This window comes from Noviherbaspirillum sp. (assembly GCF_036846085.1).
Lineage (GTDB): Bacteria > Pseudomonadota > Gammaproteobacteria > Burkholderiales > Burkholderiaceae_D > Noviherbaspirillum.
This window is the reverse complement of record NZ_DAIUCO010000067.1, coordinates 1-20,975: the sequence shown is the minus strand read 5'-3', so window position 1 is coordinate 20,975 and position 20,975 is coordinate 1. Positions and strand designations below refer to the sequence as shown.

22 protein-coding genes are annotated in these 20,975 nt (G+C 60.1%); 8 read left to right on the top strand and 14 right to left on the bottom strand.

Translation table 11 applies throughout. The features are described from left to right. Positions 1 to 68: 68 nt before the first annotated feature. The 5 genes from V7080_RS10115 to V7080_RS10095 form a co-directional block, all read right to left on the bottom strand. Positions 69 to 524: a VOC family protein gene (locus tag V7080_RS10115; protein ID WP_334188269.1), complete on the bottom strand. Its 456-nt coding sequence runs from the start codon at positions 522 to 524 to the stop codon at positions 69 to 71. Positions 525 to 538: 14 nt separating this feature from the next. Continuing rightward, a complete protein-coding gene (locus V7080_RS10110) occupies positions 539 to 1,333 on the bottom strand; it encodes a helix-turn-helix domain-containing protein (RefSeq protein ID WP_334188268.1) in 795 nt (264 codons plus the stop codon). 793 nt (positions 1,334 to 2,126) lie between these two features. Continuing rightward, positions 2,127 to 2,654 carry a hypothetical protein gene (locus V7080_RS10105; RefSeq protein WP_334188267.1) on the bottom strand — a complete coding sequence of 176 codons (528 nt, stop codon included), beginning with the start codon at positions 2,652 to 2,654 and terminating at the stop codon, positions 2,127 to 2,129. Between the two features lie 75 nt (positions 2,655 to 2,729). Next, positions 2,730 to 2,963, bottom strand: coding sequence for a hypothetical protein (locus V7080_RS10100; protein ID WP_334188266.1), 234 nt, complete (start codon positions 2,961 to 2,963; stop codon positions 2,730 to 2,732). Between the two features lie 66 nt (positions 2,964 to 3,029). Beyond that, complete coding sequence (locus V7080_RS10095) at positions 3,030 to 3,356, bottom strand: hypothetical protein (RefSeq protein ID WP_334188265.1); 327 nt, start codon at positions 3,354 to 3,356, stop codon at positions 3,030 to 3,032. 587 nt (positions 3,357 to 3,943) lie between these two features. Between V7080_RS10095 and V7080_RS10090 the strand changes: the two genes are divergently transcribed. Next, on the top strand, positions 3,944 to 4,939 hold the full coding sequence (locus V7080_RS10090) for an integron integrase (RefSeq protein WP_334188264.1): 996 nt from the start codon (positions 3,944 to 3,946) through the stop codon (positions 4,937 to 4,939). 249 nt (positions 4,940 to 5,188) lie between these two features. Here V7080_RS10090 and V7080_RS10085 read toward each other — a convergent pair whose 3' ends face one another. Further along, positions 5,189 to 7,327, bottom strand: a complete 2,139-nt coding sequence (locus tag V7080_RS10085; RefSeq protein WP_334188263.1) for a hybrid sensor histidine kinase/response regulator — start codon at positions 7,325 to 7,327, stop codon at positions 5,189 to 5,191. 318 nt (positions 7,328 to 7,645) lie between these two features. On the opposite strand from V7080_RS10085, the gene V7080_RS10080 reads away from it, so the two are divergent. Both V7080_RS10080 and V7080_RS10075 read left to right on the top strand, forming a co-directional pair. Further along, the gene (locus V7080_RS10080) at positions 7,646 to 8,767 is read left to right on the top strand and encodes a patatin-like phospholipase family protein (RefSeq protein WP_334188262.1); all 1,122 of its coding nucleotides are present in this window, start codon (positions 7,646 to 7,648) and stop codon (positions 8,765 to 8,767) included. Further along, positions 8,764 to 9,474 (top strand): glutathione S-transferase family protein, encoded by a 711-nt coding sequence (locus tag V7080_RS10075; RefSeq protein ID WP_334188261.1) that lies wholly within the window; start codon positions 8,764 to 8,766, stop codon positions 9,472 to 9,474. Before V7080_RS10080 ends, V7080_RS10075 begins: the two co-directional genes overlap by 4 nt. Before the next feature lie 19 nt (positions 9,475 to 9,493). On the opposite strand, the gene V7080_RS10070 is transcribed toward V7080_RS10075, so the two are convergent. Beyond that, complete coding sequence (locus V7080_RS10070) at positions 9,494 to 9,703, bottom strand: oxidoreductase-like domain-containing protein (protein ID WP_334188260.1); 210 nt, start codon at positions 9,701 to 9,703, stop codon at positions 9,494 to 9,496. A 199-nt stretch (positions 9,704 to 9,902) separates the two neighbouring features. Between V7080_RS10070 and V7080_RS10065 the strand changes: the two genes are divergently transcribed. Further along, positions 9,903 to 10,499: a hypothetical protein gene (locus V7080_RS10065; RefSeq protein WP_334188259.1), complete on the top strand. Its 597-nt coding sequence runs from the start codon at positions 9,903 to 9,905 to the stop codon at positions 10,497 to 10,499. A 46-nt stretch (positions 10,500 to 10,545) separates the two neighbouring features. Here the strand turns inward: V7080_RS10065 and V7080_RS10060 are convergent, their stop codons facing one another. The 3 genes from V7080_RS10060 to V7080_RS10050 form a co-directional block, all read right to left on the bottom strand. After that, a complete protein-coding gene (locus tag V7080_RS10060; protein WP_334188258.1) occupies positions 10,546 to 11,229 on the bottom strand; it encodes an SDR family oxidoreductase in 684 nt (227 codons plus the stop codon). Positions 11,230 to 11,277: 48 nt separating this feature from the next. Next, on the bottom strand, positions 11,278 to 11,619 hold the full coding sequence (locus V7080_RS10055) for a hypothetical protein (protein ID WP_334188257.1): 342 nt from the start codon (positions 11,617 to 11,619) through the stop codon (positions 11,278 to 11,280). A gap of 130 nt (positions 11,620 to 11,749) precedes the next feature. Next, positions 11,750 to 12,049 carry a hypothetical protein gene (locus V7080_RS10050; protein WP_334188256.1) on the bottom strand — a complete coding sequence of 100 codons (300 nt, stop codon included), beginning with the start codon at positions 12,047 to 12,049 and terminating at the stop codon, positions 11,750 to 11,752. Positions 12,050 to 12,109: 60 nt separating this feature from the next. Here V7080_RS10050 and V7080_RS10045 point away from each other — a divergent pair, with 60 nt between their 5' ends. Beyond that, on the top strand, positions 12,110 to 13,273 hold the full coding sequence (locus V7080_RS10045; protein ID WP_334188255.1) for a mechanosensitive ion channel family protein: 1,164 nt from the start codon (positions 12,110 to 12,112) through the stop codon (positions 13,271 to 13,273). A 9-nt stretch (positions 13,274 to 13,282) separates the two neighbouring features. Here V7080_RS10045 and V7080_RS10040 read toward each other — a convergent pair whose 3' ends face one another. Beyond that, a complete protein-coding gene (locus V7080_RS10040; protein ID WP_334188254.1) occupies positions 13,283 to 13,588 on the bottom strand; it encodes a TFIIB-type zinc ribbon-containing protein in 306 nt (101 codons plus the stop codon). A 169-nt stretch (positions 13,589 to 13,757) separates the two neighbouring features. Between V7080_RS10040 and V7080_RS10035 the strand changes: the two genes are divergently transcribed. Further along, positions 13,758 to 14,621: a DUF4198 domain-containing protein gene (locus tag V7080_RS10035; protein WP_334188253.1), complete on the top strand. Its 864-nt coding sequence runs from the start codon at positions 13,758 to 13,760 to the stop codon at positions 14,619 to 14,621. Positions 14,622 to 15,048: 427 nt separating this feature from the next. Continuing rightward, complete coding sequence (locus V7080_RS10030) at positions 15,049 to 15,414, top strand: hypothetical protein (RefSeq protein WP_334188252.1); 366 nt, start codon at positions 15,049 to 15,051, stop codon at positions 15,412 to 15,414. 47 nt (positions 15,415 to 15,461) lie between these two features. On the opposite strand, the gene V7080_RS10025 is transcribed toward V7080_RS10030, so the two are convergent. From V7080_RS10025 to V7080_RS10015, 3 genes are all read right to left on the bottom strand, one after another. Then, the gene (locus V7080_RS10025) at positions 15,462 to 16,178 is read right to left on the bottom strand and encodes a haloacid dehalogenase type II (RefSeq protein ID WP_334188251.1); all 717 of its coding nucleotides are present in this window, start codon (positions 16,176 to 16,178) and stop codon (positions 15,462 to 15,464) included. 10 nt (positions 16,179 to 16,188) lie between these two features. Continuing rightward, positions 16,189 to 18,957 carry an ATP-binding protein gene (locus V7080_RS10020; RefSeq protein WP_334188270.1) on the bottom strand — a complete coding sequence of 923 codons (2,769 nt, stop codon included), beginning with the start codon at positions 18,955 to 18,957 and terminating at the stop codon, positions 16,189 to 16,191. 306 nt (positions 18,958 to 19,263) lie between these two features. Further along, positions 19,264 to 19,461 carry a hypothetical protein gene (locus V7080_RS10015; protein WP_334188250.1) on the bottom strand — a complete coding sequence of 66 codons (198 nt, stop codon included), beginning with the start codon at positions 19,459 to 19,461 and terminating at the stop codon, positions 19,264 to 19,266. A 222-nt stretch (positions 19,462 to 19,683) separates the two neighbouring features. Here V7080_RS10015 and V7080_RS10010 point away from each other — a divergent pair, with 222 nt between their 5' ends. Then, entirely contained in the window at positions 19,684 to 20,793 is a 1,110-nt protein-coding gene (locus V7080_RS10010; protein WP_334188249.1) for a Zn-dependent alcohol dehydrogenase, read from the top strand. The last annotated feature ends 182 nt before the right edge of the window (positions 20,794 to 20,975 follow it).

Genomic DNA, 20,975 nt, shown 5'->3' with positions numbered 1-20,975 from the left:
GCTAAGGTTCCGATTCAGCGGCTGTACATGAGCGCCGGCCGCTGCAATCGGTTGTCAGGCGGCGCAAATCACGTCGTGTGGCTGGCATTGAGGCCTATCGTTTTCAGCGTGTCCTCATCGTACTGGGACGCATACTCCGCCGAAGGAGCTATGACCTTGATTATGTCGATGAGCACGCCGTTTGGATCGGATGTGATGAAGTGCCGCTGGCCAAAATCCTCCGAGCGCAACGGCAGAAGCATTGGAAGCCCGATCCTGCGCAAACGCTCGTACTCGGCGTCCACGTCATCAACCTCGAAGTTGAGGATCAGCCCGCCGTTGAACTTGCCACGGAATGCTTCCGGTATGGTCGGGTGACTTGGATCAAGAAGCGCCAGCTCGAACGCAGGCTGCTGGTCCGTACGCAGGCTCACGTACCAATCAGAGTCGAACGCGACCTCAAAGGGGAAGTGACTTGTCCAGAACGCTTTCGACTTCGCCACGTCTTCAGTCATGATGACCGGGTAGAGACTATTGATTTTCATCGGGAGACTCCTCATCAAAGGTAAAGGGAGTCTGCATTGTGTTCGGCGAGGCGGCCCCTGTCTTGTAAGAATGCGGCATGTTCGCGCAGCTGTGATGGGGGACGCCCGAAGAAGCGGCCAAACTCATGCGTGAGGTGACTTTGGTCTGCGTAACCAAGGTTGGCGGCGATCCGGGCGATGGGAAGCGTCGATTTGACAAGCAGTGCAGAAGCACGTCGAAACCGGATGATCTCTACGAACAGCTTCGGCGAAAGACCAACCGCATCAAGAAATACGCGCTCAAACTGCCGGCGGCTCCTGCAGTACATCTCTGCCAACTCGGCAACGCGCAACGGGCCTTGCGTTGCCTCGACGTAACGAACGATGTCATCAATTCGGGAGCGGCGGGGAGATTCTTGCTTTAAATGCTGCAACAGGACCGCGTCCAGGCGTGTGAACAACGAGTCCGTGGAAATCGATTCGACGACCGATAACATACCCGGCAGGAGTCCTCCCTCGACAGAATGAACAGCATCCCTGAGTTCGGAAGCCTTGGCGTCCAGAAAGTGTCGGCTTTGGCCCGGTCTGAAACGAATGCCCAAGTAATGGCTGCCAACATCGAGTTGGAGTTCCGATCTTTTCGTGGTCGTGCCAAAAGCATCCAGCCGGTAACTCGCTCCACCAACCACAACGACGACGTCCACGGCGCCATCCGGCGTGACCGAGTATGTTTTGTCGCTGTTGTCCAGACTTAACCAGTAATGACTGATGTATGGCCTTAATGGCGCGGCCGGTAGGGCAACATGAACTGGTTGATTGGATAGGCTCATCTGGCTTGGGACGCGGTCTAACGAGGCTGTGAAAAAAGCGCCCAAATTACCGGTCTGGGCATTTTCCTCATCCTTAGAATCATGGCGTTAGGTGACATGTTTTTCTCGAGAAAGGGTTTTTGCACAGCTTCAACGCTCAAGAACACCAGTGGCGACGCTGTCGGTGTTGATTGCAATGCTGTACGTCATTTCAAGTCGACCTTCGTTTCATATTAAAGCGGAGAACAAGAACAAAAACACTCAGACTGATGACTAGCCACCAATATAAATATGACGTGTCCGTTTTGATCCAGCACTGAGTATCCGGGAGGCTGCTTATCCTGCCTTGGATAATAAGTGGAGTCTTTTTATTTAGTAGCCAGGAAAATTGCTCGGCTGACGATTTATTAATCTTATTGCCGGCAAAAAGGAACAGCCGGCATTCAGCACTCATTCGTTCATTATTTTCGGCAGTGAGTATCTGTACGTTTAAGACTGGTTCACTGCTTCGGTGCTCTGTGAATTCCTTAACTGACACCGTCGTTATATCAAAGGATTGTGGCTCAGATGTAATCAACCGAAGAATGCTTGGCCCCAAAGAAATCATTGGAGTGAATGACAAGACCAAAAGAAGAATAAATTTGCCTGCATTCATCGTTTCATTGACATACAACGCCAAAATGACCGGCGCAATGCGTCCGTGTCAATATCTAGGTTAAGCTCGTTCATCATTAATGTCCCACTTCCTTTTAATAAGTCCGAGAGTTTGTCGTGCGCAAACATACCGATAGCGGCGAGTTGAGCATTTTTTCCATTACTTCAACTGGCATCCGGGCATACGGTAACCAAGATATCCTTTATCTACTACTCCGCATGAAGACGCAATATCACAGCGCAGTTTCTTTGCCTTTTCAGCCTCGCCTGGTCGTGGAATTGAAAAGAATGATTGCGAAGAGGCAGACGGCTCAACTCTTGTTAAACATAACGCTTCGCCGCCGGAATTTGTAACTAGCTCTACTACGTTCACTGGAAAGCGCCCAATTGTTATGTAGCTTCGGACATACCGAAACTGATCCAGCGAGTATGACTTTATGCGGCTTTTGCCAAATATGGATCGATAGCAGCACATCACCAATCTGGTGGCAGGATCGATCTCCGTTTTCACAGGAACCGACCATAGGCTCCAGCCGAATATCAACATAGCCGGAGTCAGTGGTATTGCAAAAAAAAGCAATGCCGCAACTCCATGCTCAAGCCACGCGAAGAATGCAAATGGCAAGACTACCAGAACCATTATCGCCATCCGATTACCGGAGTTAAAAGGAATCTCGATTTTTGCCATAAGTAGTGCAATGCTTACGATCGGTTGACGGGCGCGAAGCGTCAAAGTCAAACCGCGCGTTAGAAGCGATACACATTAAAGACCTCCTCCCGACACGGTCAACAAAGCACCTACTAATATTGCAGCAAACCCAAATGCTCCAACAAATTCTTCGCTATGCGGGTGCGGTCTCTTTGGTGGATAACGTCCAAATGTCAGCGTCCGCAGAATCAACCAACCTGGCCAGTAAAAAACACCGACGAGGACAACTTCAATGAGAAATTGTCCTACTGCCTTCAATACCACCTCTGCAATTGAATCAAGTGCCATATTGGAGTGATCTAACGTCTCGGTTGACCAGTGCGCAGTCGTCAAAGTCAAATGTAGAGTTAGAGCTCATATGCGTGACACAAAGAAGATCAAAACAGGCATACATACGGATATGAAGATTAATTTTCGCAATTGAGCAGCTGCTTCGATTGCTTCGGCGTCGTTCGACTCACCAGTGCGCCAAATAAGATTGAAGGTATCAAGTACACCCCAAGCACCTTGAACGAAACCAATGACCATAGCAACCGTTGCTACTAAGCCAACCCACAACAGAAATGCGTTCAAAGCCCATCCCGAAAAAGCGGGAAATATAGCTCCTCCTCGTAAGGGATATTTCCAGGACAAGTACATCGGAACTGCGAGTACGGTCAAAATCGTGAATGAAAATGCCATACCGGCCCCGATTAGCCGGCCAGCGAGAGAGGGTGATTCATCAACCGACGAGTGCTTCATACATCTAACGTAGAGATGACCGGACCACCAACACCCGCGGCGGAGCCGCCTCCTGCTCTTGTGGGTCCGTGTCGATTGACATGTTAAACCTCACGCACGCTCCGACAGTAAGACCTACTTCCCACTCGCTGGTACTGTAGGCGCCCCTCGTCCTCGAGCATGCGAGCGAGAGTGGCGAATAGCCAGCCTTTCTCGCCATACTGCTTAGAGCTCTTCGGAACGGCCACGAAATTCAACTCGAGGCCCTTCTTCACCTCCGCAACTGGAACCCAGCGATCTTCGTGGAGCGGTTCACGCTCGCGCACATAGATCAGGAGTTCGTCGCAGCACTGGCGTAAGAGCCCATGGAGTTTTTCCCTCGAGTTCATCGCTACTCCAAATGTGAGGTTTAACTGTAGATTTAACAGGACAGCTAGCGCCGTTATGCACGACTGCGAGCCGTTATGCGAATTCATTTAACCGTGTGCAAACCGCACGGTGCTCGGCCTTGGCACGATTTCTGTACATTCATACAGCATTAAATAAACGTGAACCAAGGCACCTCGGAAACAATAGCAGAAACCCGACCGCGTCTGCTTGATCAATTGCGCAGATGCATCAGGGAAAAGCATTGCAGCCTGAGCACCGAGCGCACCTACGTCTATTGGGCGAAATGGTATATCCGCTTCCATGGCTTGCGCCATCCCGCCGATATGGGACCTGCCGAGATCCGCTCTTTCCTGTCCTACCTGAACAATGAGCGCCAGATTGCCGGTTCCACCTATAGCCAGGCGTTGTGCGCGTTGCTGTTCCTGTACAAGGAAGTCCTGGGGATCGATATACCGTGGATCGAGGGGATCAGCCGTCCCAAGCGGCCGCCCAAACTTCCGGTTGTACTCACTCAGACTGAAATGAAACTTGTGCTGGACCAGATGAGCGGGATCTACCAATTGGTGGCCCGGATGCTGTACGGCACGGGCATGCGCTTGCTCGAATGCGCGCAGTTGCGCATCAAGGATATCGACCTTCAGCGGCGGGAGGTGCTGGTCCGTGATGGCAAGGGTGGCAAGGACCGTGTCACCATCCTTTCCCTGTCACTTGTCCAGCCGGTGCGGGAGCAGATCGGCGCCGCGCGCGCAGTGTTTGAACAGGACCGGTCGCAAGGGCGACCGGGCGTGATGTTGCCCTACGCGCTCGAGCGCAAGTATCCGAAGGCCGCCACTCAGCCTGGCTGGTTCTGGTTATTCCCGTCGGACCACGAATCGACCGATCCGCGAAGCGGCATCGTCCGGCGGCATCACCTCTATCCGCAGACCATACAGCGCGCGGTCAAACGGGCAGTGCAAGCCGCCAGACTGGTCAAACCTGCGTCGACCCATACCTTTCTCCATTCCTTTGCCACACATCTGCTGGAAGCCGGCTATGACATACGCACAGTGCAGGATTTGCTCGGTCATACCGACGTCAGTACGACGATGATTTACCTCCATGTCCTGAACAAGGGCGGCAGGGGAATTATTTCGCCGGTGGATAGGGTGATGTGAGCAGGCCGACATGAGCGGCAATTTTCGCTCCCACTTGTGCGAGGTGAACAGCTGCAATCGGCTGCTGGCGGACATGCCTCGACAGACTTTGTTGGCAATGAACGGTAGTGGCCTGCCTTCTTGTACCAGCCCGACTGACTTGACAGATGGTCCGGTAACAAAGTGCCGTCCCTTTCGCGGAGCAGGCGACGATACCGATGTGATGAGGCATGTGCGTGCGGAGGTGAAGGCGGTGGATGATGCGCGGGCTTATATGTGATCGCCCCTGTTCGGCACGAAGGATGCCGGCCCAACGGGAAACCTTTCGGGCTTCCTGCCGATGGCGCCGGAAGCGACATGGCCCGCTCCGCTCTTCATATCCCCCTCGGCGCCCAGCATCGCCGCCACCCGCTCCCCGAATGTAGCCAATGCGAACGGTTTGGACAGCAGCTCGGTGCCCGGCTGCCTAAGGCTTTCCGCCGCGGTGGCATATTCCGCATAACCGGTGATGTAGAGCGCTTTCAGGCCGGGCCGCAATCGGCGCGCGGCATCCACCAACTGGAAACCGTTCATGTTTCCCGGCAAGCCGACGTCGCTGACCAGCAAGTCGACATGCTGCGACGATTGCAGTATCTGCAGCGCTGACGCCGCATCCGGCGCATCCAGCGTCGTGTAGCCGGCATCCGTCAGCATCTCCGTCAGGATCGCGAGAAGCGGCGCTTCGTCGTCGACCACCAGCACGGTGCCACGTTGCGGTGCGGGTACGGCTGCCGTCATTGGGACGGCAGGCGCGGCATGCTGCGCGGGGCCGGAATGGCGCGGCAGATGCAGGCGTATCGTGGTGCCCGCGCCGGGTTCCGAATGCAGCCGCACATATCCGCCGGACTGCTTGATGAAGCCGAAGATCATCGACAGCCCGAGTCCCGTCCCCTGCCCGATCGGCTTGGTGGTGAAGAACGGGTCGAAGGCACGCGCCGCAACCTCCGGCGACATGCCGGTGCCGGTATCGATGACGCTGATGGTGACGTACTCGCCGGGCGATACGCCCTCGTGGACGGCATGGGTGCGGTACAGCACTTCGTTGCTGGTGGCGATCGTGAGCCGCCCGCCGCCCGGCATCGCGTCGCGTGCATTGATCGCGAGATTGAGCAGCGCGCTTTCCAGCTGGTGCGGATCGCAGAGCGTGTTCCATGCATCGCCGGCCGGCAGGATATCGACCTGCACCGACGGCTCGACCGTGCGACGGATCAGTTCGGCCATCGACTCCACCAAATCGTTGACATCGGTGACGCGCGGATCGAGCGTCTGGCGGCGGGAGAAGGCGAGCAGCCTGTGCGTCAGCGTCGCGGCGCGCTCGGCGACGGATTCGGCGGCATCCACATAGCGGCCCAGCGGTTCGGTGCTGCCTTGCGCGAGCCGCACCCGCAGCAATTGCAGATTGCCGACGATGCCGGCCAGGAGATTATTGAAGTCATGCGCCAGTCCGCCGGTCAGCTGGCCGACCGCTTCCATTTTCTGCGCCTGGCGCAGCGCTTCTTCCGCCAGCCTGCGCTCGGTGATCTCCATGGCTTCCGGCACGATGGCGGTCACGCGGCCGGCGGCATCGAGGATCGGGCGCATCGAGAAGTCGAAGGTACGGCGTCCCTCGGGCAGGTCGACCGCGATTTCCTGGCGCGTGGTGTGTCCCCTGGCCGCGGCCATGACGGCGTCGCGGACTTTTTCCGGCATGCCGGGCATGGTCTTGAACCACGGCGTTTCCCAGAATGGACGGCCCACCAGTTTTTCGATCGGGCAGTGAATGATGTCCAGCGAGGTGCGGTTGGCGTCGAGCAGCGCGCCTTCCGGCGTCAGCAGTCCCATGAACTGGTAACTGGTTTCGAAGATGGAGCGGATGCGTGCTTCGCTTGCCTGCAGTTGCGCGGTGCGCTCGCGCACCCTCTGCTCCAGCGTATCGTTGAGTTCGCGCAGCGCGGCCGCGTTGTCCTGTGAAATCTTCTCGGCCCGCTTGCGTTCGGTGACGTCGCGCACGATCACCACCAGGATCTGTTCGCTGTCGATCTCCACCACATTGGCCGATGCTTCGACATCGATGATGTCGCCGGCGGCGGTACGCAGCCTGCCGGGATAATTGCGCACCATGCCGTCACGCCGCAGCGTCTCGACATACACGGCCCGCTGCTTCGGATCTTCGTCGGGCCAGATGCCGACTTCCGCCGATGTACGGCCGATCACATCGGCGCGCTGGTAGCCGAGCAGGCGCTCGAAGCCGGGATTGACGTCGATATACGTCCCGTCCGACAGGCGGCTGAAGGCGATGTAATCGGGAGACGCATAAAAGATGCGCCGATAGATTTCGAGTTCCTTGTGCTTTTCCAGTCCGGCAGCAATATTTCCGTGCTGTTCACTCATATAAGGCGCCTTGTCTCCGGTGCTGTCGTGGTGGACGTTGCCTGCTTGTCGTGTACTTGTTATGTGTTCGTTGCATGCCCGGCGCCAATTGTTGCCATAAGGCACCCGGATGTTCCCATGCGCATTTTGATGCGCCGGCATCGATACCGTTCCTGATTTCTCCGGGAACTTATTATAGGTTCAACTGCCCCCATCCCATGCTGTTGCGCTCATAGAAAATATTGATATAGAAAGGCGCTTCGGATCGATGCGCGGTCCTTGCGCTATCCTGACGCCTGCATGCAGGCCGCCATGCGTTATCACACCAAGGGAGGAAACTTGCCGAATCAAAAGACCAAGTCGATCGATCTGGCGCTGCAGGGCGGCGGCTCGCACGGCGCGTTCACCTGGGGTGTGCTGGACCGTATCCTGGCCGATGAGCGGCTCGACATCGACGGCATCAGCGGCACCAGTGCCGGCGCGATGAACGCCGTCGTGCTGGCCGACGGCCTGTCGCGCGGCGGCGGCAAGGAAGGCGCGCGCGCCGCATTGCACAAATTCTGGAAGGCGGTCAGCGATGCCGGCCGCTTCAGTCCCATCCAGCGATCGCCGCTGGACCGCATGCTGGGCCGCTGGTCGCTCGACAACTCCCCCGGCTATCTGCTGTTTGGATTCGCCTCCAATCTCTGGTCGCCCTACGATTTCAATCCGCTCGACATCAATCCGCTGCGCGACCTCGTGGCGGAACAGGTGGATTTCGAACGCGTGCGCGCATGCGAAGACTTGAAGCTGTTCATCTCCGCCACTAATGTGCGTACCGGGCGGGCAAGGACATTCCGCAGGCACGAGACCACGCTCGATGCGGTGATGGCGTCGGCCTGCCTGCCGCAACTTTTCCGCGCCGTCGAGATCGATGGCGAAGCCTATTGGGACGGCGGGTACATGGGCAATCCCGTGCTGCTGCCGCTGATCGAGGAAACAAGCGCGCATGACCTGATCATCGTTCAGATCAATCCGATCACGCGACAGGAATTGCCGCGCAGCGCGGTCGAGATCATCAACCGGCTGAACGAGATCACCTTCAACGCCAGCCTGATCAAGGAAATCAACGGCATTCTTTTGCTGAAGAAGCTGGTCGACGATGAGAGCCTCGGACTCGAACGCTTCTCCGACATGCGACTGCACCGCATCAATGCCGAAGAGGAATTGCATAATCTGGGCGTGTCCAGCAAGCTCAACAGCGAATGGGCATTCCTTACCCATCTGCACGGGATCGGCTTCCGCACCGCCGATGAATGGCTGGCGGAGAACTTCGAACGCATCGGCAACGCCTCGACGCTCGACACCATCGACATCGGCGCGCCGCCTGGCGGCGGACCGATCGCCCGCGCTGCGCGACAGGCCGAACAGACACCCCGGCATGACCAGGGCCATCCGGGAACATCCAAGGAGAAGAGATGATCGATCTCTATACCGCCGCCACACCGAACGGCCACAAAATTTCGATTGCACTGGAAGAGCTCGCGCTGCCCTATACCCTGCACGCGCTCAGCCTACCGGACAACGAACAGAAACAGCCCTGGTTTCTGGCCATCAATCCCAACGGCCGCATTCCGGCGATCGTGGACAGGGAAGCCGACAACTTTCCGGTATTCGAATCCGGCGCGATCCTGATCTATCTGGCGGAAAAGACCGGCCGCCTGATGCCGGGCGACGCCAGGGGCCGGTCGCTGGTCATGCAATGGCTGATGTTCCAGATGGGCGGCGTGGGGCCGATGATGGGACAGGCCAATGTTTTCCATCGCTATTTTCCGGAGAAGATCCAGCCCGCGATCGACCGCTACCAGGGCGAAACAAAGCGGCTGTTCCGCGTCCTCGACGGACGTTTGAAGGAACATGAATTCCTCGCCGGCGACTATTCGATTGCCGACATCGCCAACTGGGCATGGGTGCGCACGCATCGCTGGTCGGGCGTGGAGATCGATGACCTGCCCCATCTGCAGCGCTGGCTCGACACGATCGGCGCACGTCCGGCGGCGCAGAAAGGCATCACCCTGCCGCCATCATCCCTCGACCTCGGCAATGCCGGCGGCGACAAGGCGCGCGCCTTCGCGGAGCAGGCGCGCAAGATGGTGGAAACAGGACAGTCGCGCCAATCCGGTGCCTGACCGGATGGCCTAGTCGCATTCACTTGCCGTTGCGCGCACGCGTGGCCCGCGTTGTCTTGAACGATGCCTGCCGCTCTTCCCATGCACGCAGTGCGGCTTCGTAAACTGCCAGGTCTTCCGCATACAGATCGAAGACGCACGGCGAGCATCCGCTGCGGCAGCATTCGTCATTCACCGGGCGCTGCGGCGCGACGGGACGGGGATCTGGATTGTCGGATCGAACGGGCATAATGCATGAACATGAACGGTGACCAACATTATGGCGTGCGCCGGATCGGTTGCAAACCGGCAGGGCAAACGCAGGTCATGCATACCGGCATCCTTGCACACGGAAGATCACTGCTTGCCTGGGCGGAACAAAGCCGGCCGGTGGAACCTTGCGCATGGAATGCCGTCCCATAAAACCTTACATCTCTCAGGAGAGCGTCATGAGTTTAGGCCTGGACATCGGTCGCATATTGGGACAATACAACGGCGCAACATCCTCGCAGTATCCGGAGCAGGTCGAACAGGATTTCGACCAGATCGCACAACATGCCCAGCATGAAGACATGCGGGATGGACTTGCGGAAGCCTTCCGCTCCGATCAGACGCCGCCTTTCGGGCAAATGGTCGGGCAACTGTTCGGCCAGGCCGATACCAATCAACGCACCGGCATGCTGAACCAGTTGCTGGGCGCGGTTGGCCCATCGGTGCTGGCCTCGGTGCTTGGCGGCGGCAGAGGCCTGGGTGGCGGCATGAGTGGAATGGGCGGTATGGGCGGCCTCGGCGCGCTTGCCGGTTTGCTGAACCAGGGCGGCGGCAGTGGTGGCGATGCCCAGCGGGTCGAGCTGACACCGGAGCAGGTGCAGCAGCTCAGCCCCGAGCAGGTACAGGAACTGGCTGCCCGCGCCGAACAGGAGAACCCCGGCATCATCGAAAAGATGAGCGGCTTCTACGCGCAGAATCCCCAGCTGGTGAAAGCCCTCGGCGGCGCCGCGCTGGCGATCGCGCTGGGCAGGATGTCGCAGCGCAACCGCTACTGAGCCGGTACCGCGGGCAATGCCGTAATAACCTGCGGCTGCTTGTCCTTTACCGGGTCACCCAGCCGCCGCACACCGGAAACACCTGCCCGACGAAACAGCCGGCGGCGTCACTGCAGAGGTAAGCGGCGAACATCGCGTCTTCCTTCTGCGTGACCAGCCGGCCGAGCGGCACTTCGCGCTTCAGCCTTTCCTGGAAGGCGGGATTGGCCTGCACCTCCGGCGGGAAATAGGTCGGGTTCTCGACGAAGTTCTGAGCGATCGCATTCACATGCACATTGTGCGGCGCGACTTCGACGCCCACCGCCTGCACATAGGCGAGCTGGGCGCCGCGCGCCGCGCTGTAGGTGGAGGTGCGCTTCATCCCGCGCAATGCGGACGCACTGCCGATGACAAGGATCTTGCCGGATCTGCGCGCGGTCATCTGCGGCAGTACGGCGCGCACGAGGCGCGGCAGCGGGTCGACCATATGCCCGAACACATGCCGCCATTCCGCTTCATCGACATCGGTCACCGGTGTGCTCGGCGCCGGCACCGCCAGATTGGCCACCAGCACGTCGACGTGTCCTGCATCACCGACCACCGCGGCGGGCAGTGCCGGATCCACCAACGCACGCGGATCGGCGATAAGTTCGGCGCCCAGCTCGCGAAATACCTCGCACAGTGCCGGGCCCATGAAATCGTTCGCTTGCGTCACGAGGACGCGCTTTCCAGTGAAATCCAATGCATGCATCGCTGTCTCCTGTTGTGTGATGTACGCCTGTCTCGGCAACGGTTGCGTTCATTCGCCGTCGATCAAATGCGCATGCCAGTCGGCGTACGGTGTGTTCTTTGCCAGCCGTCGATTGTAGTCGGGCGTGCCGTCATCCCACCATACCGGCCCGCGTTCACCCAGCGCAATCTTTGTCGCATCGACCTCCGCGCGCGCCAGCTTGAGCGCGTCCGCGTCCCGGTCGCGCAGCGCCTTGCCGACCGCACGCCGGGCTGCCATCAGGCGGCGGGTCAGCAGGGCCCGCTCATCTTCCGGCAAGGCCGGATTGGTGCAGCGCCACAGCCGGCCACGCACGACAAAGTAACGTCCATCGGGCGTGGTCGGGTAAGGCATGTCGGATGTGCTTGTCATGTCGCGCATGATGCCAGAGCAAAAGTTAGCAAAATTTCACTCGCGCAATGTCCTTGATCGTTATCAAACCAAATGTCCCGCATGCTTGTTACAGTGCAATTCCATTGACGGAGGTCACCATGATGAATCCCTATGCAAGCGCCATGTCATATAACGAATACCTGATCAACGCTTCGGTCGAGTTCTGGACCGCGATGGCCTTTCCGGCCTTGTATTTCGCCAAAGCACTGAAATAATCATCCCTCAGCGGGATTCGGGACAGCAAAAATCGCGGCCATGCCGCGATTCCTTTTTTAGCCGCAACTAATTTCGTCTGGGCAGGATTGCCGGAATCAACGTTATTGGAACTTGCCGCATCAAACGCCATCAGCACAGGGGCGATGTGCTGGCGCCGCAGGCTGCGGCCTGATGACTTCAGCAGCTTCCACACACCTCCTCAAACCACGCCCGGCGGCATCATGCCGACGCGCAATATCACAATCGATTTTCCATGAAAGAATTTGCATCCGGCTGGGCCGAGACATTGCTATATGCAACCATGCCCTGGATGGTGCTGCTCAATGGATTGCCGTGGGTCGGCATCATCGTACAGATCGCCCTCGGTTTCGTCGCCTCGGTGATCATCCACCGCATCGCGACATCCATTCTCGAACGGATCGCGCAGCCGTTTCCGTATTCACGCCGACTGGTGCAGTACGGGCACCGAGCCGGCTGGGCCGCGCTGTTTTTTCTCTTTGTGCAGATCATCCTGCGCAATGCGCCGGACCGGCTGCCGGGCCTGCCCGCGGTGCTGCACATCGGCGCGCTGTGCCTGATCGCATCGCTGACCTGGCTCGGCATACGCTGCGTCAGGGCCATCTCCCACTCCATCATCGAGCTGAATCCGGCCGACTCGCCCGATAACCTGCATGCGCGGCGCATCCAGACCCAGACCAAGGTGCTGGCGCGCTCCGTCATGGGCATCATCCTTCTGATCGGTATCGGCGCCGCCTGTTCCACCCTGCCGGTGCTGCGCCAGATCGGCACCAGCCTGCTGGCCTCCGCCGGCGTGGCCGGACTCGTTGTGGGCTTCGCCGCCAAGCCGGTGCTCGGCAACCTGCTGGCCGGGCTGCAGATCGCGCTGTCGCAGCCGATCCGGCTGGAAGACGTGGTGATCGTGAACAATGAATGGGGGCACATCGAGGAAATCACCGGCAGCTATGTGGTGGTGCGCATCTGGGACCAGCGCCGCATGATCGTGCCGCTGCAATGGTTCATCGAAAACCCGTTCCAGAACTGGACCCGGACCAGCGCCGAAATTCTCGGCGTGGTGCTGGTATGGGCGGATTACCGGCTGCCGGTGGTGGCGGTGCGCGAGGAAGCGGAACGCCTCTGCCGCACCGCGCCGCAATGGGACGGCAGGCTATGCCAGACGCAGGTGGTGGACACCACGGACCGCGCGATGCAGTTGCGCATCCTCGTCAGCGCCGGTGATGCCGGACGGTCGTGGGAACTGCGCTGCCTCGTCCGCGAAGGACTGATCGATTTCATCCAGCGCGAATTCCCGGAATACCTGCCGAGGGTCCGCACCGAGGTCGTGGAAGACGAATGCCGCCATACGGACCCGGTGGCTCCCGCGCCACCGGTCCGGCATGTCAGCCTCGGCGGGCGCTGACGCTGTCGATCAGAAGTCGAACAGGTCGCCGAGAAACCCTTCCCGCTTTTTCTTTTTGTGATACCGGCTGTCGTAAGGCTGCTGTTGGCCGCCGTATCCTGGTTGCTGCGGCGGGTAAGATGGCTGCTGCTGCGGAGGATACGAAGGCGGTTGCTGCGGCACCGCAACCTGCGGCGCACTGACAGAACGATCGATGATCTTGTCAAGCTCGCCGCGATCCAGCCATACGCCCCTGCACTGCGGGCAGTAGTCGATCTCGATACCCTGGCGCTCGGACATCACGAGGTTTACCTGATTGCATACGGGACATTGCATCTTGCACTCCTTTCACATCAAAACGACACTGTATCGCAAGCACGCGCCGCCGGCATTGTCCTTCGCCACGGCCGGGCAGGTGAAGGGTGGGCGGAAGTCGGGACAAAGGATGAAACATGCACCGAAGCTATAATCGGCGGCACACTTTCTTTTCTGGACATTCCCGCCGATGAAGAACCGGTTCCGCGCTTTCCCTGTCCTGCTGGCGTTCATGCTTTCCGCTCCCGCCGCAGCCCATGAATTCTGGATGCTGCCGGACCGTTTTTCCCTGGCGCCCGGCAGCCCGGTGCGCCTGACGCTGCATGTGGGCGAATACTTCGAAGGCGATCCGGTTCCGTTCACCACCCCGTATGTCAACGGCCTGGTGCAGTACAGCGGCGGCAAGAGCGCGGACCTGCTGGGCATGGTGCCCGCCGAAGAAAACCGTCCCGGCCTGCAGATCGTTCCGCGGACCTCCGGCACCCACCTGGTTGCTTTCAACAGCCATCCCAACCAGGTGGCATTGTCGGGCGATAAGTTCCATGCCTACCTGCGCGAAGAGGGCCTGGACGACATCATCAAGCGGCGCGAAGCCGACGGCACCGCCGCCACGCCGGGGCGGGAACGTTACCGGCGCCATGTGAAGACGCTGCTGCGCGTTGCCGGCAATCCGGGAGACCGGGCAAATGGCAAGTCCGACCGCACTTATGCGACCCGCACCGGCCAGCGCCTCGACATCGTGCCGCTCGCCGATCCGCTCGCGCAACGTGCCGGCGGCACGCTGGATTTCCAGTTCCTTTTCGATGGCAGGCCACTCGCCGGTGTGCTGGTGAAGGCTTGGCACAAGAAGGACGGGAAACCGAAGAACGACCAGACATTGATCATCCGTGCCCGCACCGACGCGCAAGGCAAGGTGGCCTTCTCGCTGCCCTATGCGGGCACATGGATGGTGAGCGCGGTGCATATGATCCCGGCAACGGGTGTGCCGGATATCGACTGGGACAGCTTCTGGGGCAACCTGACCTTCGACCTGGCGGGGGACAAGCGGCGCTAGAACGTATTCGTCCGCAAGGAGCGATCAGCGCGCGCCAACGACGTTGAAATGGATTTGTGGAACTGTCCCGGCATGGCGTTCACTCATCAATGTATGCCGGCAACGGCGGCATGCACAACTACCTAACTGGCGTCACTTGATGAAGGAGCAAATTATGGCCAAGAACACGATGTCTATTCCCGGCGGTGGCGGCATGCCGATGCCACCTATTCCAAAACCACCCGGCAATGATGAGTGAACCATGCGGGCAGACACATTGCCCGCATGGTTTGCGCCGAGCGATCAGTGGGGAATACGGCCGTTCCCCGTAATCGGCAGCCGTAGAGGGTGCTCCCTGTAAAACTGGGGGCGGGTTTCACCCATCTCAACGACAGGTCGATAAGCCGGTGATATGGTCGGATGTCATCCGTATCTAGAGGAGCAAGACATGTCGATCAGTGTTTCCCAGCTGGAAGGTCTATCCGACAAGCTGCACCGTCTTTCCGAGCGCCTGCGTTCCGACCGGCGGCCCGCCGACACTGCGCTCGGTGAAAGCGATCCGCTCGTGGCGGAAGCGAATGATTGCGATTTTCTTTTGCCCAGTCCGTTGACCATCGACACGCTGTCGGCGACGGTGCAGAAGAAGCTCGACAATGTTGCCGTTCTGCTGGAACGCTCCAGGATGCACGAGGAACTGCCGCCTGATGCACAGGCGGCTGCCGAGGAAGAGAATGTGCTGATGGACGAGGATTACCAGGGCGATGCGGCGTCGCGCAAGGAAGGCGGCGACCGGCAATCGGGAGCGGCCTGGTAGGCGCGACGCGATACGCGTGAACGTGATGCGGTGCCGGCGGCTGTTGCCTAACCGGAACAGCCGAGCTGCCCGGCGAGGTCAATGATGCTGGTTGCATGCAGCGCATTGCCCGGCTGCGGCGAATCGTCCTTTCTTCGTCCGGCGCCGAATTCCAACGGCCGCTCGATGTAGGCGGTCTGCAGTCCGCAGGCGCGCGCGGCGGCAAGATCATCCCTATGGGTGGCCACCATCAGAACCTCATGCGGTTTCACATCGAACGTGGCGGCGACGCCGAGATACGTCGCCGGATCGGGTTTGTAGGCGCGGAACACTTCCGCCGACAGGATGCAGTCCCACGGCAGTCCGGCATGTTTCGCCATGTCGGCGAGCAGGCCGATATTGCCGTTTGAAAGCGAGCACACCATGTAACGCGCTTTCAGGCGCATCATGCCTTCGATGGTGTCGGGCCAGGCATCGAGCCGGTGCCAGGCTTTGTTGAGATGCCGCTTCTGCTCTTCCGTCAAGGTGGCGATGCCGAATTCCTCGAGCACCCGGTCGAGGATCATCCGATGCAACTCGTCGACGCGGGTCCAGCCCAGCTCCCCTGCCATCACCCTTGCCATCGCCGGCTGGTAGCCGTCACGCCATGCGAGGGCAAAAGCATTGCCATCAACGCCAAGACCCATCGCGTCGACCTCGCGAACGATGCCGCCGTGCCAGTCGACGACAGTGCCAAAGACGTCGAATGCCAGCACTTTGACAGCGGACAGGGAGGGAGGCGTCATGATGATCCTTTCAATTGAGGGTTGATGCCGGTATGGTGAGTTTTGCGGTGTCGATGAGATTGCCGAGCTTCTGCAGATCGACCGGCTTGGTCAGGTGATGGTCGAAACCCGCATCCAGTGCCTGCCGCCTGTCCTTGTCCTGCCCCCAGCCGGTGATGGCAATCAGGATGGTGTCGTGGCCCTCGGGAAGCGCGCGGATACGGCGCGCCACCTGGTCGCCGGTAAGCTTCGGCATGCCGATGTCGAGCAGTACCGCATGCGGACGGAAATCGGTAAATACCGCAAGCGCTTCCTCGCCGTCGAAACCGACCTGGACATCGTGACCCTCCATGCGCAGGAAGGTGGCGAGCGTCTGCGCGCCGTCGCGGTTGTCGTCGGCGACCAGTATGCGCAAGGGTGCCGCCGATGCCGGCATGGTCTCCGCCGGTGCTGCAGGCACTGCGCCGGGGGACGCCGCTTCCTCGGCGGCGAAGGCGGGCAGTTGCACAGTAAATTCGCTGCCCTGCCCTGGCCCGCGGCTGTTCGCCGTGATCGTTCCGCCATGCATCTCGACCAAGGCCCGCGCCAGCGCCAGGCCGATCCCCAGCCCGCCGCCGGCGCGGTCATGCGAGGGCCTGACCTGGGTAAACATCTGAAACACTTCCGCCAGTGCGTCGGGCCGGATGCCGATGCCGTTATCCGTCACGCGAATCGTCAGCTCGCCTTCCTGCACTGCCGCATCGATCCTGATCCGCCCGCCGGCGTCGGTGTATTTCGCGGCATTGGTCAGCAGGTTCGCCAGCACTTGCGCCAGCCGCAGGCGATCCGCTTCGATATGTACCGGCCGCGGCGGCAGATCGATGATCAGATGATGATGTTTGAGGTCGATGAGCGGCCGTGCCGTTTCCACTGCGGCATCGACTACGGCGGCGAGCTCGGTGTGCTCCTTGCGCAGATGCAGCTTTCCACGCGTAATGCGCGATACGTCGAGCAGGTCGTCGAGCAGGATCGCCATGTGCTGTACCTGGCGGTCGATCACCTCATGGCTCCAGCGCTTCTGCGCGTCGGTCGCCGTGGGCGATTTTGAAATGAGTGCCGCCTGGCGGATCGGGGCGAGCGGATTGCGCAGTTCATGCGCCAGCGTGGCAAGGAATTCATCCTTGCGCTGGTCGGCTTCGCGCAGCGCCTCCTCCTGCCGCTTGCGATCGGTGACGTCGGCAAACCAGACCGCGACCGAATGCTGCAGCGGCGATGCGACCACGTGGAACCAGCCGATGATGCCGTTGGCTTCCGATCGCAATTCGAATTCGCGCGTCACACCCTGCTCCGCCACCGAGACATAGGCGTCGAACAGGCCGGGCTCATCCCATGTGCCGGGCAGCACCTCCCTTATCTGCTGGCCGATCAATTCCGTCGGCGGACGATGCATCGTCCGCGCGGCGGCGGTGTTGATGTAACTCCATCTGAAATCCACGATGCGGCTTTGCCGGTTGCGCACCGGCGCCAGCACGGTGAACGGTACCGCCGACGATTCGAGCGCGACGCGGAAACGCTGGTCCCGTTCGGTGGCAATGACCTGTGCCCGGAATCGTTCGATGAAGACCGCGGCTTTCCTGGCGCAGATGTCGGCCAATCTGATTTCGCGTTCATCCAGACGATGCGGTGCATCGAAGAAGAGCGTGATCACGCCGAGGATCTCGCCGCCCGGCCCGGCAAGCGGCGTGCAATGCACGCCGCGGCAGCCGAGCGCATCGGCCAGCGGACGAAACGCCGCATCATGGTCGTCCTGCACCACCCGCCGCCGCTCCGTACTGGCGACATGCCAGGGCGTGCTCTCGTCCAGCCGTGTTTTCAATGTGCCTGTTTGCGGTTCCGACAGTCCTGCGACAGCGCCGATCTCCAGCGGTCCGCCGTCGGGCATGCACAGGATGACGGCGCCGCCCTGGCTGGCATGCAGATCGACCAGGGTTTCCAGGATCGCATGCAATTGCCGCGGAATGTCGGTCAACTCAAGCAGACGGCTGCTCAATGCGTGCAATTGCTGCAGGTCCGCGACCTGTTGCTGCAATTCGGCGCGGGTCCGGGCAAGCAGGTCGTCGATCCGCTTGCGTTCGGTGACGTCTACCGACGCACCGCGCAGCCGGACCGCGCGGCCCTCCGGGCTGCGTTCGATGTGTACCTTCGACATCAGCCAGCGCATGCTGCCGTCAGGCAGCCGGACCCGGTGTTCGCGTTCGTAAACACTAACGCCGCGATCGGCATTCCTTTTCAGCGCGGCGCGCCCTTCTTCCACTTCGGCAGGGATGCGTCCGGCGTTCCATTCATCGAGGGAAACCGTATCGCTTCCGCCGGTGTTGCCGGGCGTTCGTCCGACCAGTCGCCACAATGCAGGCGACGCGAAGATGGTCCGGTTGATCAAATCGATTTCAAACAGGCCGACGCCGGTATTTTCCTGCGCCAGACCAAGGCGGCGCTCGGCATCGGCGGCGCGATCGCTTACCAACCGCAGGCGCCCGCCGAAAAACGCCAGCAGTGTGCCGACCACCATGTATGCCAGCAGCGAAATGCGGTCGGGCAAGTCCGACACGTCCATCTGGCCAACCGGCGCCATCCAGTAGGCACCGTTGACGAGACCCGCCAACAGCACGATCGCCGAGGGGCCGCGCCCGAACAGATTGGCGGCCAGCAACAGCATCGGCAGGATAAAAAGGAACGGCACCCGCGATCCAACCCACGGCTGGATTGCCCATTGCAGCCCCACGGCAACGCCGGCAAACATCGCGGCGAACCCGAATCGCACTGACAATGATCGGTCAGGGAAGGGAAAAGACATCTTTTGACGGCAAACAGGAAGAGAAATGACAGTCTACTCCATGCGAAGGAGTCAGCTGTTCGAGGTGCCCGCCGCAGGAAATTTTCTGCGTGCAAACAGCAGTATTGAATCCCGCCTTTGCCGGCGGAGGCATTCAAGGTTGCAACCGGTGTATCACCCACGTCATTGAGCGGCAGCATCGCAGGAGTTTGCGTATGGTCACCCTGATGTGTGGCGCAATGACCAGCCAGGTTTTCACGACAGCATGTTGTGGGAGTGCATGCCGGGCAGTATTTAACAGTCTGTGATGTCGGAGGTATTCTCTGTGCGGCTTCGTGACCGCGGCCGGTGTTCGGCGATGATGAAGGCCACACCGAGAAGCGCAGCGCCAAGCGTCAGCCAGCCCCATGGCCGGCCGATGAAATACGAGAGCGGCGCCGTGCCGAATGCAATGACGAGCCACATCAAGGCGATTCCTTCCTTGATGCTCATGCGCTGACTCTCATGGGGAAGCTTTCTTGTTGAAATTTTTGGTTAAAAAAACGGCACGTACGGTAACGAGTCGGCGCCATGGTAGTCCTAGTTGAACGCCTCCGCCATCCCATGGAAATGGGAGCCATTTCCCAAGAGAAACAAGTGCAGTCGAAAGCGTCTCATGCAACAATGCGGGTCTAAAATCAAAACCCAATTTCACAGTGCAGAACGGAGTGAGGAATGGAACAAAAATCGAAAGCCGTCGTTTGCCGCGAGATTAACCAGCCGGTGACCGTCGAGGAGATTCTGGTCGAGCCGCCGCGACGAGGCGAAGTGATGATCAAGCTGGCGGCATGCGGCGTCTGCCACAGCGACCTGTCCGCCACCAACGGCACCATCCCGTTCCCGCCGCCGGTGATCCTCGGCCATGAGGGCGCGGGCACAGTCGTGGCGGTCGGCGAAGGCGTGGTCGACTACCGCGTCGGCGACCATGTGGTGAGTTCCTTCGTCAGCATGTGCGGCAAGTGCCGCTATTGCCAGACCGGCCGTCCGCAACTGTGCGACCAGGCGGCAAAGGCCGCCACCACCCTGCCCGACGGCACGCTGCGCACCCGCGACCTGTCCGGCAAGCCGCTGAATGTGTTTTCCGGCTGCGGCGTGATGTCCGAATACGCGACCCTGCACATCGACAACGTCGTCAAGATCGACCAGCAGATGCCGCTCGACAAGGCGGCGCTGATCGGGTGCGGCGTGATGACCGGCGTCGGTGCGGCGGTCAATACGGCGAAGGTGGATGCCGGATCGATCACGGTGGTGTTCGGCTGCGGCGGCGTCGGGCTGAACGCGATCCAGGGCTGCCACATCGCCGGCGCGCGCATGATCGTCGCGGTCGATACCTCCGATGCCAAGCTGCAAATGGCGCGCCAGTTCGGCGCCACGCACGTGGTCAACAGCAAGAACGAAGAAAACATCGTCAAAACCATTACGAAACTCACCGAAGGCGGTGCGGACTTTGCCTTCGAATGCGTCGGCCTCGGCGAGATCGCGGCGCAGGCCTACGGCGTGCTGCGCAAGGGCGGCAAGGCGGTGGTCGTCGGGGTGGCGGGACTGAAGGACATGACGTCGATCCGCACCGCCTCGCTGACCTTCGGCGAGAAGACCCTGACCGGCAGCTACTTCGGTTCCGCCCGTCCGCGCGAGGACTTCCCGCGCATGATCGGACTGTATCGTGCGCATCGCCTGAAGCTCGACGAACTGATCACCCGCACTTACAAGATTGATGAAGCGCCGCAGGCGTTCGCGGATATGACCGCCGGGCGCAATGCGCGCGGGGTGATTGTGTTTGATTAATGCAATGAAGTGACTGGGAAGCACGCGCTTCCTTCACATGAACACGATTTTTTGCCGAACAAAACTACTACGGCACTTCCACCGAACGGTTCCCTCCTCCCTGTCAGGGGGAGGGTTAGGGTGGGGGTAGTGCGTTCGAGATGTTCAGCCGGCGTCTCGAGCGCACTACCCCCATCCCAACC

Coding starts and splice junctions, on each gene's coding strand:
- V7080_RS10075 (WP_334188261.1), top strand. CDS start 8,764: ATGATCGATCTCTATACCGCCGCCACACCGAACGGCCACAAAATTTCG.
- V7080_RS10040 (WP_334188254.1), bottom strand. CDS start 13,588: ATGCAATGTCCCGTATGCAATCAGGTAAACCTCGTGATGTCCGAGCGC.
- V7080_RS10025 (WP_334188251.1), bottom strand. CDS start 16,178: ATGACGCCTCCCTCCCTGTCCGCTGTCAAAGTGCTGGCATTCGACGTC.
- V7080_RS10110 (WP_334188268.1), bottom strand. CDS start 1,333: ATGAGCCTATCCAATCAACCAGTTCATGTTGCCCTACCGGCCGCGCCA.
- V7080_RS10070 (WP_334188260.1), bottom strand. CDS start 9,703: ATGCCCGTTCGATCCGACAATCCAGATCCCCGTCCCGTCGCGCCGCAG.
- V7080_RS10030 (WP_334188252.1), top strand. CDS start 15,049: ATGTCGATCAGTGTTTCCCAGCTGGAAGGTCTATCCGACAAGCTGCAC.
- V7080_RS10035 (WP_334188253.1), top strand. CDS start 13,758: ATGAAGAACCGGTTCCGCGCTTTCCCTGTCCTGCTGGCGTTCATGCTT.
- V7080_RS10060 (WP_334188258.1), bottom strand. CDS start 11,229: ATGCATGCATTGGATTTCACTGGAAAGCGCGTCCTCGTGACGCAAGCG.
- V7080_RS10045 (WP_334188255.1), top strand. CDS start 12,110: ATGAAAGAATTTGCATCCGGCTGGGCCGAGACATTGCTATATGCAACC.
- V7080_RS10055 (WP_334188257.1), bottom strand. CDS start 11,619: ATGACAAGCACATCCGACATGCCTTACCCGACCACGCCCGATGGACGT.
- V7080_RS10015 (WP_334188250.1), bottom strand. CDS start 19,461: ATGAGCATCAAGGAAGGAATCGCCTTGATGTGGCTCGTCATTGCATTC.
- V7080_RS10100 (WP_334188266.1), bottom strand. CDS start 2,963: ATGGCACTTGATTCAATTGCAGAGGTGGTATTGAAGGCAGTAGGACAA.
- V7080_RS10065 (WP_334188259.1), top strand. CDS start 9,903: ATGAGTTTAGGCCTGGACATCGGTCGCATATTGGGACAATACAACGGC.
- V7080_RS10085 (WP_334188263.1), bottom strand. CDS start 7,327: ATGAGTGAACAGCACGGAAATATTGCTGCCGGACTGGAAAAGCACAAG.
- V7080_RS10095 (WP_334188265.1), bottom strand. CDS start 3,356: ATGGCATTTTCATTCACGATTTTGACCGTACTCGCAGTTCCGATGTAC.
- V7080_RS10010 (WP_334188249.1), top strand. CDS start 19,684: ATGGAACAAAAATCGAAAGCCGTCGTTTGCCGCGAGATTAACCAGCCG.
- V7080_RS10115 (WP_334188269.1), bottom strand. CDS start 524: ATGAAAATCAATAGTCTCTACCCGGTCATCATGACTGAAGACGTGGCG.
- V7080_RS10105 (WP_334188267.1), bottom strand. CDS start 2,654: ATGGCAAAAATCGAGATTCCTTTTAACTCCGGTAATCGGATGGCGATA.